9 protein-coding genes and 1 pseudogene are annotated in these 10649 nt (G+C 65.4%); 7 read left to right on the top strand and 3 right to left on the bottom strand.

Annotated features, from left to right (window positions below):
* Positions 1–179: 179 nt before the first annotated feature.
* From NUW50_RS19495 to NUW50_RS19470, 6 genes and pseudogenes are all read left to right on the top strand, one after another.
* The gene (locus NUW50_RS19495) at positions 180–1520 is read left to right on the top strand and encodes a 4Fe-4S dicluster-binding protein (RefSeq protein ID WP_258290843.1); all 1341 of its coding nucleotides are present in this window, start codon (positions 180–182) and stop codon (positions 1518–1520) included.
* A gap of 11 nt (positions 1521–1531) precedes the next feature.
* Entirely contained in the window at positions 1532–1909 is a 378-nt protein-coding gene (locus NUW50_RS19490; protein WP_258290842.1) for a cupin domain-containing protein, read from the top strand.
* A 61-nt stretch (positions 1910–1970) separates the two neighbouring features.
* Entirely contained in the window at positions 1971–3317 is a 1347-nt protein-coding gene (locus tag NUW50_RS19485) for an amidase (protein WP_258290841.1), read from the top strand.
* A gap of 15 nt (positions 3318–3332) precedes the next feature.
* On the top strand, positions 3333–4031 hold the full coding sequence (locus NUW50_RS19480) for a DUF2848 domain-containing protein (RefSeq protein ID WP_258290840.1): 699 nt from the start codon (positions 3333–3335) through the stop codon (positions 4029–4031).
* A 66-nt stretch (positions 4032–4097) separates the two neighbouring features.
* Positions 4098–4394: pseudogene (gene fdxA / locus NUW50_RS19475) on the top strand (ferredoxin FdxA); the annotation flags it as partial.
* Positions 4395–4675: 281 nt separating this feature from the next.
* Positions 4676–5479: a ferredoxin--NADP reductase gene (locus NUW50_RS19470; protein WP_275982242.1), complete on the top strand. Its 804-nt coding sequence runs from the start codon at positions 4676–4678 to the stop codon at positions 5477–5479.
* Positions 5480–5504: 25 nt separating this feature from the next.
* Here NUW50_RS19470 and NUW50_RS19465 read toward each other — a convergent pair whose 3' ends face one another.
* The 3 genes from NUW50_RS19465 to NUW50_RS19455 are packed head-to-tail and all read right to left on the bottom strand — an operon-like array spanning position 5505 to position 9818.
* The gene (locus tag NUW50_RS19465; protein WP_258290839.1) at positions 5505–6650 is read right to left on the bottom strand and encodes a xanthine dehydrogenase family Fe-S subunit; all 1146 of its coding nucleotides are present in this window, start codon (positions 6648–6650) and stop codon (positions 5505–5507) included.
* Positions 6643–7476, bottom strand: a complete 834-nt coding sequence (locus NUW50_RS19460) for an FAD binding domain-containing protein (RefSeq protein ID WP_258290838.1) — start codon at positions 7474–7476, stop codon at positions 6643–6645. The genes NUW50_RS19465 and NUW50_RS19460 overlap by 8 nt, the downstream gene beginning before the upstream one ends.
* Positions 7473–9818: a xanthine dehydrogenase family protein molybdopterin-binding subunit gene (locus NUW50_RS19455; protein WP_258290837.1), complete on the bottom strand. Its 2346-nt coding sequence runs from the start codon at positions 9816–9818 to the stop codon at positions 7473–7475. The genes NUW50_RS19460 and NUW50_RS19455 overlap by 4 nt, the downstream gene beginning before the upstream one ends.
* Positions 9819–10042: 224 nt before the next feature.
* On the opposite strand from NUW50_RS19455, the gene NUW50_RS19450 reads away from it, so the two are divergent.
* Positions 10043–10558: a MarR family winged helix-turn-helix transcriptional regulator gene (locus tag NUW50_RS19450; RefSeq protein WP_258290836.1), complete on the top strand. Its 516-nt coding sequence runs from the start codon at positions 10043–10045 to the stop codon at positions 10556–10558.
* Positions 10559–10649 lie beyond the last annotated feature (91 nt).

The raw sequence follows: 10649 nt of genomic DNA, 5'->3' as shown, positions 1-10649 counted from the left end.
AGATTGGGTCATGGCGCTGTCCGTTGCTGGGGTATCTGGATGGGACGTATACCCCGTAAATCTGGCTGTCAAAGCCCGATCTGTCAAAACACTTGTCCGACGGCAATAAAAGGGAGTATACATCTTACAACGGAAGAGGGGACCGGCGGTGCTGGTCGAATCAGCGCAGGAGACTCAACATGGCCGACATGAGCGTGGACTTCTGCGGGGTCAGGTTCAAAAACCCCGTGGTCATCGCATCGTTGGAGACGACAAACAGCCCCGACCTCATGCGGCAGTGTTTCGATTACGGCGCCTCCGGCGCCATCATCAAGACGCTGACCGATATCGACGACATGGCGCGGCTGACGCAGAACTCGAAATACTGCGTGATGAACGCCAAGGGCGACGTCATCCGCGGCAAGGCGGCGCGGGACTTCGTGTTCTACAGCCGCTCGGGCTATTCCAGCACCTATTACAAGGACTGGATCCCGGACCTGATCGAGACCCAGAAATATGCCGCCGAGCGCGGGGCGCATCTGATCGGCAGCGCCGGGGCCAAGGACGTGAACGGCTGGAAGGACATCTGCCGGACGATCGAGGATTGCGGCCTGCCGATGGTCGAACTGAACTTCGGCTGCCCGCATCCGGCGATGATGCCCGGGGTGCATGGCGGCTCGATGATCGGGCAGGAGCCGGAAGTCGCCTTCGAGGTGACGCGGCAGGTCTGCGAATCGGTGGACATCCCGGTGGTGGTCAAGCTGACCCCGGACCAGTCGCGGCCGCTGGAAGTGGCGAAGGCGGCCCGCGAGGGCGGCGCCGCGGCGGTGACGGCAATGAACCGATACACCGGCTTTGTCGTCGACATCGAGACCGGGCAGCCGCGGATCGGCGGACCGGCCGGGATCGGCGGCACCTGGGTGAAGCCGCTCAGCCTGCGGTGGGTGCATCGCATCCATGAAGAACTGGGCATGCCGATCACCGGTTCGAACGGCATCTTCGACCATCGCGACGTGGTCGAGTTCCTGATGGCCGGCGCCGGGATCGTCCAGGTCGGTTCAGTGCTGATGGTCAAGGGCATCAAGTGGCTGCCGAAGATCATCGAAGGCGTCGAGAGCTTCATGGACGAGCATGGCTACGACAGCGTCGATGACATGATCGGCATCGCCTCGAAACGTTCGGTCAAGGATTACTCGGAACAGTTCGCGAAGAACCGGATGCATGCGGTGGTCAACGACGACACCTGCAAGAACCCGACCTGCAACATCTGCATCCAGGTCTGTTTCTACGAGGCCCTGTCGCAAACCACCGAGGGTACCGTGGCGGTCCACACCGACAAATGCATCGGTTGCGAACTCTGCATGGATGTCTGCCCCTTCGATTCGATCGAGATGAAGCAGACCTCGCCCGAACAGCTTGCGGCGGGGTATTTCGACATCCCCGAAGGGACCTATGAGAAGGACAAGTTCCTGACCAACCGGAACAACATGGAGACCATCCGCAAGAACAGCCCGAAATTTGCAAAAGAACCGGCAGAATAAGGAAGACAGACATGGCCGTTAACAAGGAACACCGCGAATTCTACCAGCTCGACATGGACGAAGGCTGGGAGACCCCCAAGGGCTATCCCTCGGGCATCAAGCAGAAGATCCTGTCCGGGCATCTCGACATGGAGAACCGCAAGGGCGGGTGGACCAGGCTGCTGAAATTCGAGCCCGGCACCTATACCACCGAGCCTTTCGAGCATGACTACTGGGAAGAGGTCTTCGTGATCGAGGGCGACATGTGGGTCGGCAACGACGGCCCCACGGGGGGAGAGAAGTTCGGACCCTTCACCTATTGCGTGCGCCCGCCGCATGTTCCGCACGGCCCGTTCCGCACCGAGAAGGGCTGCCTTCTGATGGAACAGCACTATTACGATCCGCAGTGAGCGGACCTTCGACCGTGCCCCCTTGCGGGGCACGGCCCATCATATCCCGCGGGCGAAACTCATGATCCAGAACATCACCGACCTGGCGCGCAAGATCGGCCGGGGCAAGCTGACCAGCACCGCGCTGGTGGACGAGGCCTTCGAGCGGATCGCGGCGCCGGAAGGGCAGGGAGATCTTGCCTTCCTCAGCCTCTATCGCGATCAGGCTCGGGCCCAGGCCGGCGCCTGCGACAAGGCCCGCGCCGACGGGCTGTCGCTGCCGCCCCATGCCGGGGTGCCGCTGGCGATCAAGGATCTGTTCGACGTCAGGGGCGAGGTGACTCGCGCCGGGTCGCGGGTGCTGGACACCCAGCCCCCGGCGACCCGTGATGCCGAGATCGTCCGCCGCCTGCGCCAGGCCGGATTTGTCATCGTCGGCAAGAACAACATGACGGAATTCGCCTATTCCGGTCTCGGCGTGAACGGCCATTTCGGCACCCCGCGCAACCCGCATGACCCCGAGGTGGCGCGGGTGCCGGGTGGCTCGACCTCGGGCGGCGCGGTCGCGGTGGCCGAAGGCATGGTGCCGGCGGTGATCGGCACCGATACCGGCGGGTCGTGCCGGATTCCGGCCGCCTTCTGCGGCATCGTGGGCTTCAAGCCGACCTCGACCCGGGTGCCCAAGGCGGGCTGCGTTCCGCTGTCGAAGAGCCTCGACAGCATCGGGCCGCTGGCGACCAGCGTTTCGGACTGCGCGGTGCTGGATTCGATCCTGTCGGGCGGGCAGGGCGAGGACGTGGAGTCCTTCCCCGAAGGCGGGCTGCGGATCGGGGTGCTGGAAGGCTATGTGACCGAACATCTCGACGCCACCGTGGCCGAAGCGTTCCAGAACACGCTCAGCCGCCTGTCGCAGCGCGGGGTGCGGTTGCTGCCGCTCGACATACGCGAACTGGGGGAACTGCCCACGATCAATGCCAAGGGCGGGCTGGTCGGGGCCGAAGCCTATGCCTGGCACAAGCCGCTGCTCGAAACCCGGGCCGAATTCTACGACCCCTGGGTCTATTCCCGCTTCGAGGCCGGCAAGTCGCAAAGCGCCGAGGAATACATCCGGGTGCTCGAACACCGGCAACGGCTGCGCGCCCTGGTGGCCGAGCGGCAGGCGCCTTTCGATGCGCTGATCCTGCCGACAGTGCAGATCGTCGCGCCGACGCTGGAAGAACTGGAGACCACCGAGAAATCCGGTCCGATCAACCTGCTCTGCCTGCGCAATACTGCGGTCGGCAATTTCCTGGACCTGCCGGCGATCTCGATCCCCTGCCAGGCGCCCGGGAGCCTGCCCGTCGGGGCGATGCTGATGGGAGCAAATGGTCAGGACCGGCGCCTGCTGTCGATCGCCCGCGGTCTGGAACAGACCATCCGCGGCCAATAGGATAAGGAAGACCCCATGCCTGCGAGTGTTAGCTTCGACGCCACCTTCACCACCGGCGAGGGTCGCAAATCCGAACCTGTGACGGTGACAAGGGTCATCGTCGGCGGCTGGACCGGCCGCGACAAGGCCGCCCTGCAGCATCACATCGACGAACTGGCCAAGATCGGCGTCACGCCGCCGGAAAAGACGCCGCTCTTCTACCGGGTCGGGGTGTCGCGGCTGAGCACCGCCGATGCGATCGAGGTGATCGGCGACGGGTCGAGCGGCGAGGTCGAATACGTTCTTCTGCGCCATGGTGGGCAGCTCTGGGTCGGGGCCGGCTCGGATCACACCGACCGGGTCGTCGAGCATATGGGGATCACCGTCGCCAAGCAGCTCTGCGACAAGCCGATCGCCACCGAGTTCTGGCCGATGTCCGAAGTCGAGGATCATTGGGACCAGCTTCTGCTCCGCGCGGTGATTTCGGAGGGCGGCAAGGACGTGGTCTATCAGGACGGCGGCGTTGCCGGGCTGATCTCGCCGCAGGAACTGCTGGAGTGCCTGAAGGCCGAGGGCGATGAATTGCGCGAGGGCGAGCTGATGTTCGGCGGCACCTGCGGCGCCATCGGTGGGGTCCGGTTCAGCCCCGAGTTCGGCATCGAGTTGCATGACCCGGTTCTGGACCGTCGCATCACGCATCGTTACGCCGTGGTGCCTGTCCCGATCCGCGGCTAGCCGGCGGATCGGCCCGGGGGGCAGGACTGTCTCTTCATAAGAAGTATACTCCTTAACGAGGTGCCAATGACCTACATCGTCACCGAGAACTGCATCAACTGCAAATACCAGGACTGTGTCACGGTCTGCCCGGTGGACTGTTTCTACGAAGGTGAGAACTTCCTCGTCATCCATCCCGACGAATGCATCGATTGCGGCGTTTGCGAGCCGGAATGCCCCGCCGATGCGATCCGCCCGGATACCGAGCCGGGGTTGGAACATTGGCTGCAGATCAACACCCGTTACGCCGAGATCTGGCCCAACATCACCGAGATCGGAACCGTGCCCGCCGACGCCGACGAGTGGAACGGCAAGCCGGACAAGGCCGGGCTGCTGATCACCGGAGAGGCGGCCCCGGCTCCGACGGCGCAGAAACCTGTCTACGACCCCGGCGAGGCGCCGGGGGATGCGCCGAGCGATGGCTACGAGGTCGATGGCGCCCGGTTGGCCTATCCGCCCGCCGAGGCGGGGGCCGAGCCGGTGCATCTCGACCCGCGCGAACCGGAACCCGAAGACGGCTACGAGATCGACGGCCTGCGCATCGCGCCCGGGTCCGAGCGCTGAACCCAAGCGGCCGCAATTCCATCCGCGGCAAGGAGATGACGATGAACGATCTGCAACCGACCAAGACCGCCCAGACCATGCCCGATGCCCAGACCGTGCTCAGCGTCCGGCACTGGGACGACCGGCTGTTTTCCTTTCGGGTGACGCGTCCGGCCAGCTTCCGGTTCCGATCGGGCGAATTCGTGATGATCGGCCTGCCGGGAGAGAATGGCCGCCCGATCCTGCGCGCCTATTCCATCGCTTCGCCCTTCTGGGACGAGGAGCTTGAGTTCTATTCGATCAAGGTCCCCGACGGGCCGCTCACCTCGCGGTTGCAGAAGATCGAGCCCGGCGATCAGGTTATCGTCAAGACCAAGCCGACCGGCACCCTGGTGCTGGACGCGCTCCTGCCCGGCAAGAGGCTCTGGATGCTTTCGACCGGCACCGGCGTGGCGCCTTTTGCCAGCCTGATGCGGGAGCCGGAGAGCTACGAGAAATTCGACCGGGTCATCCTGACCCAGACCTGCCGGCTGAACAGTGAACTGGACTATGGCGCCGATCTGGCCCGGCGTCTGGTCGAGGACCCGCTGGTGGGCGAGGCGGCGCAGGAGAAATTCACCCGCTACGCCACCACGACCCGCGAGACGTCGGATCGGATGGGCCGGATCACGGATCTGATCGAGAGCGGCAAGCTGTTAGAGGATCTGGGCGTCGGGGACTTCGGCCCCGAGAAGGATCGGGTGATGATCTGCGGCTCGATGGGGCTGAACCAGGACCTGAAGCGGATTCTCGAAGCGCGCGGCTTTGGCGAGGGCGCCAACAGCCGTCCGGGGGAATATGTCGTGGAACGGGCCTTCGTCGATTGACTGTGCCGGGTCCTGCCGGGCCCGGCTATTTCCGCCTGAACAGGCCGCGCAGGGCCGATCGCAGGACGGTCCAGCCCAGGCCGAGGCCGCTCAACTGCCGGGCCTTGGCGGGCTGGCTTCCCGATAGCACCGCATCGCAATTGGCATCGAACTGGCCGAGGATATGATCGGCAAAATCGGTCACCAGCTCGGGCCGGTTGAACTGCGCCAGCAGGCCCTGCAACTGGAACCGCAGATCGACGTTGACGGTGCTGCTGTCGGCATCCTGGCCGGGCGTCACGCGATAGCGCAATTCGCCGCGCACCTTCGATCGGCCGTTCTTGTCGTCGCCCTGGCCGGTGATGGTGCCGCTCCGGTCGGCATCGTCATTGGCAAAGCTGCCGCTGCCGCCGAACCGGGCGCGGATCGGGCCGAAACGGATTTCCATCGCGCCGCTGAACCCGGAGCCGCTGACATCCTCGATGACGGCGCCGGGGACGCAGGGGGCGACGGCACGGATGTCGCGAAACAGCGCCCAGACCTTTTCCGGCGGATGGGCCATGGTCAGGCTGCGCTCGATGCTGGTCCAGCTGCCATCGCTGCCGACCTTGCCGGTGGAGGCCGGGGCCGGTGTAGTCCGGCTTTCCTCGACCGCCTGGAACGGCGCGAAGGCGCCCCTCGGTCGGACGGGCGCCGGGGCGGGTCGGGCGCTTTCCAGCCCTTCGGCATTGCGCTGCGCGATCACGTCGCGGATTGCCTCGACAATTCCGACATAGCCGGTGCAGCGGCAGAGATTGCCGCTGAGCTCGTGCCGGATCGTGGCCTCGTCCGGATCGGCGAACCGGGTTATGATATCGCGGGCCGTGGCCAGCATTCCGGGTGTGCAGAAGCCGCATTGCAGCGCGTGGTGGCGCGAGAAGGCCGCCCGCAGCCGGTCCATCACCGGATCGTCACGGTGCCCCTCGATGGTCTCGATCCGGGCGCCGTCGCAGCTTTGCGCATAGGTGATGCAGGAGCGCACCGGCTCACCGTTCATCAGCACCGTGCAGGCGCCGCAGACGCCCTGCTCGCAGGCCAGATGGGTGCCGGTCAGGTCCAGATGGTCGCGCAGCACCTCGGCCAGTTGCGTGCGCGGCGTGACCGCGACCTTGCAGGCTTCGCCATTGACGGTCAGGGACAGGGTCTCAGTCATGGGATAGGGCCTCTTGGACCGACCGCTGATGAGCGATGGCCATCTGCTGCAGCTTGACCGGCGACAGGTCGGATTGCGCCGCAAGCAGGTCTTTCTTGATTTCGTCCAGCGGTGCCGCGGCGCCGGTCTCGGCCAGTTGCCGGGCCAGGGCCGGGCGCTCCAGCGGCGCGCCCCCGGTCGAACCGAAGACCACACGGCAGACCCGTGTTTCGGGATCGGCGACGAAGGCCGAGATGGCGTCGGCGAACTCGCCGACCTTCCGGCAGATCTTGTAATAGCCCCAGCGGGCGCCGGCGGAATAGCGCGGGATCCGCACCGTGGTCAGGATCTCGCCCGGCTTCAGCGCGGTGCGATAGGCGCCCTGCATGAAGTCGCGCATCGGGACCTCACGCCTTGTTCCGGCCTCGCCCGAGATCAGCAGGGTCGCCCCCAGGGCGGTCATCGCGGTGACCCAGTCCGCCGCAGGATCGGCATGGCAGAGACTGCCCCCGATGGTGCCACGGTTCCGCACCGCGCGATAGGCGATGCCCGCCGCAACATGGCGCAGCATTCCAGGGATCGGCTCGGGGCAGTCGCCATCCTCGATCCGGGCATGGGTGACGGCGGCGCCGATCTCGACATGGGATTCGGTCTCGCGGCACTCGGTCAGCCCGGGCAGGGCGGACAGCGCCACCAGCCGGTCCGGCCGCGCCAGGCGCAGGTTCAGCATCGGCCCGAGCGACTGTCCGCCGGCAATGATCCGGCAATCGGCGTCGCCGGCGGCCAGAAGCCCGCGCGCGTCATCCAGAGTCCCGGGTTGAGAGAGCTCGAAAGGTGCAGGTTTCATTCGGCCGCCTCCCGTGCCGGGTCGGTCGCAAGCAGGGCCGAGAGAATCCGCTCGGGGGTCGCCGGAATCTGGTTGAGCTCGACCTCGAACGGCCGCAGGGCATCGTTGATCGCATTGACGATCGCGCCGCTGGGCGCAATGGCCGCGCCTTCCCCGACGCCCTTGATCCCGTGCCGGGTATAGGGTGACAGGGTCTCGGCATGGTCCAGCCGGAAATGCGGCAGTTCGGCCGGGCCGGGCAGGATATAGTCGGCCAGGGTCGAGGTCAGCGGCTGGCCGTTGGCGTCGTAGAGCACCTCCTCGAACAGAGCCGTTCCGATGCCCTGCGCCGCACCGCCATAGGCCTGGCCTTCCAGGATCAGCGGGTTCACCCGGCGGCCGCAGTCCTCGAAGATCACATAGTCCTGGATCGCCACCTTTCCGGTGCCCGTGTCGACCTCGACGATGGCGGCATGCGTGGCATAGGTGAAGACGCCGGTGTCGATCTCGGGCTTGTAACCTTCGGTCACTTCCAGCCCGGCGGTATTCACGTCGTCGGGCAGCAGGTCGGGCCGCAGATACCACGAGCGGGCAATATCGGCGAAACTCACATGCGCTTCGCCGGCGTAGGCGTTGCCATCGGCCAGCCGGATGTCTTCGGGACTGCATTGCAGCAGATGCGCGGCATGGGTCTTGACCCGCCCGGCCAGTTCCTCGGCCGCCTTCGAGACCGCGCCGCCGGCCATCACCATCCCGCGCGAGGCATAGGCGCCGGTGGAATAGGGCGTCAGCCCAGTATCGCCCATCGTCACCTTGATGCGGTCGATATCGACCGTCAGCCATTCGCTGGCCACCTGGGCGATGGTGGTCTCCAGTCCCTGGCCGAAACTGTGGTTGCCCGAGCGGACCTCGATCGAGCCCGAGGGGGTGATCTTGACCATGGCCTGCTCATAGCCCGGAACCAGCGGCAGACCCCAGGCGGCGAAGACCTTGGTTCCATGTGCCGATTGCTCGGTGAAGGTGGAAAAGCCGATGCCCAGATACTTGCCCTGCGCGCGCGCCGCCGCCTGACGGGCGCGAAACTCCTCCAGCCCGATCGACCTGGCCGCCTGCACCACGCTCTCGGGATAGTCGCCGCTGTCGTAGAATTTCTTGGTGACATTGGTGAAGGGCATCTGGTCGGCCTGAACCAGGTTGTCCTTCCGCACCTCCGACGGCTCCCGGCCGACGGCGCGGGCGATGGCGTCCATGGTCAGTTCCATCGCGAAGCAGACCCCGGGCCGGGCCACTCCGCGATAAGGCGTCAGGCCGGGCTTGTTGGTCGCCACCGAGTAGGTCTTGCAGCGATAATGCTGGAAGGCATAGGGGCCGGGCAGGTTGCCGCCGGCCTGGGCGGCCTCGAGACAGGCGGTGAAGGGCCAGACCGAATAGGCGCCGATATCGACGGTCACTTCGGCATCGAGCCCGAGGATCCGGCCCCGGTCATCGGCATAGGCGGTGATCTTGTAGTGATGCTGGCGCGTGTTGGCGCCGGCCACCAGATGTTCGCGGCGATCCTCGGTCCAGCGGATCGGGCGCCCGGTCTTGCGTGCGACCCAGGAGACCGAGACCTCTTCCGGCTGCAACACGCACTTATAGCCGAATCCGCCGCCCACATCGGGCGCGATCACCCTGACCGAGCCCTGGTCGAGCCCGAGACATTCGGAAAGGCCGGTGCGGATCAGATGCGGCACCTGGGTCGAGGTATGGACCACCAGCTGCTCGGCCTTCTCGTCCCAATGGGCCAGGGTGCCCTTGCCCTCCATCGGGTTCATGCACTGCCGGGCGGTGGTGTATTCGCGCTCGATCACCACGGCGGCATTGGCGCGGGCCTCATCGAGACCGCTGTCGAAATCGGTGGTCAGGAACAGGTTGTTGCCCCAGTCCTCATGCACCAGCGGCGCATCGGATTCGCGAGCGCGGGCGGCGTCCACCAGAGGGGGCAGGGGATCGAACTCGACCTGCACCTGCTCGGCGATGTCCTCGGCCTCGGCCCGGGTCGGGGCGATGCAGATGGCGATGCATTCCCCGACAAAGCGGACCTTGTCCTTTGCCAGCACATACTGGTCCGAGACATTGTACGTCGGCAGCGAGGATTCGGCCCGGATCGGGCGGACATCGTCCATGTCTTCGACGGTGAAGACACGGTCTGCAAAGGCCACGGGCTTGGTGATCTTCAGGATCCTGCCATGTGCGATCGGGCTGCGGACGAAGGCTGCCTCCCATTGCCGGGGCAGCTTGATGTCGCCGACGAACCTGGCCTGGCCGGACAGAAGGCGCCGGTCTTCCTTGCGCGCGACGCGGGCTCCGATCCCTGTACTCACAGCGCTGTCCCTTTCTTGCCGCCGCGTCGGATACCCATTAGGCAGGAAGTCCTGCGGGGTTTCGATGACGCGATAAATGGAGTATACGTCATAACAGTCGGTTCGCAATACTTTCGAAGCTATTCCGTCTGGCCTTGGTCATGGCAGTTGCGTGATACTGCCATGCCGAACGGGGCGTCCGCAAAACGGGTGAAGAACTTGGTCGTTAAGGGTTTGAGCGAAAGATGACAGATAGCAACGACGGGCTTTCGAAGGCGACGCGCCCCGGCAAGATGAAGAGCCGGCGCTATCGGGAATTGTGGACCCGCCCAGGGTATCTGGTGCGCCGTTTGCATCAGATTCACATCGGCCTGTTCGCAGAGGAATGCGGCAAGGAGGACGTGACGCCGGTGCAGTTCGCGATTCTCTCGGTGCTGCAGGGCGGCGAGGAAATGGACCAGCTGACCCTGTCGACCTCGGTCGGAATCGACCGCACCAGCGGCGCCGATGTGATCCGCAGGCTGGAGCGCAGGGGGCTGGTGCAGCGCGAGTCGTCGGTGCTCGACCGCCGCGCCAAACTGGTCCGGATCACCGAGCAGGGCAAAGAGTTCGTCGCCCGGGTGCGGCCGATGATGGCCCGGGCGCAGGAACGGCTTCTGTCACCGCTGACCGATGATGAGAGGGCAGAGTTCTACCGTCTTATCAATAGGTTGGTGGACGCGAACAACGATTCCAGCCGCGCCCCGATGGGCAGCGTATAGGCTTTCCTTCGGCGGTTGGCGGGCGCCGGAATTGACGCCGCTGCCCGTCGCGCCGATCACGATTTATCCCTCTGCTTCAAGAAAACCATTG

Origin of the sequence: Frigidibacter sp. ROC022 (assembly GCF_024723735.1) — a bacterium.
In the GTDB taxonomy this organism is placed as follows: Bacteria; Pseudomonadota; Alphaproteobacteria; order Rhodobacterales; family Rhodobacteraceae; genus SLM-1.
Note: the sequence above shows the minus strand (reverse complement) of the source record. Positions and strands in the feature narration are given on the sequence as shown.

What these genes read in the sequence shown, in the direction of transcription:
- NUW50_RS19460 (WP_258290838.1), bottom strand. Translation starts at nt 7,476, where the DNA reads ATGAAACCTGCACCTTTCGAGCTCTCTCAACCCGGGACTCTGGATGAC.
- NUW50_RS19485 (WP_258290841.1), top strand. Translation starts at nt 1,971, where the DNA reads ATGATCCAGAACATCACCGACCTGGCGCGCAAGATCGGCCGGGGCAAG.
- NUW50_RS19470 (WP_275982242.1), top strand. Translation starts at nt 4,676, where the DNA reads ATGAACGATCTGCAACCGACCAAGACCGCCCAGACCATGCCCGATGCC.
- NUW50_RS19465 (WP_258290839.1), bottom strand. Translation starts at nt 6,650, where the DNA reads ATGACTGAGACCCTGTCCCTGACCGTCAATGGCGAAGCCTGCAAGGTC.
- NUW50_RS19495 (WP_258290843.1), top strand. Translation starts at nt 180, where the DNA reads ATGGCCGACATGAGCGTGGACTTCTGCGGGGTCAGGTTCAAAAACCCC.
- NUW50_RS19490 (WP_258290842.1), top strand. Translation starts at nt 1,532, where the DNA reads ATGGCCGTTAACAAGGAACACCGCGAATTCTACCAGCTCGACATGGAC.
- NUW50_RS19480 (WP_258290840.1), top strand. Translation starts at nt 3,333, where the DNA reads ATGCCTGCGAGTGTTAGCTTCGACGCCACCTTCACCACCGGCGAGGGT.
- NUW50_RS19450 (WP_258290836.1), top strand. Translation starts at nt 10,043, where the DNA reads ATGACAGATAGCAACGACGGGCTTTCGAAGGCGACGCGCCCCGGCAAG.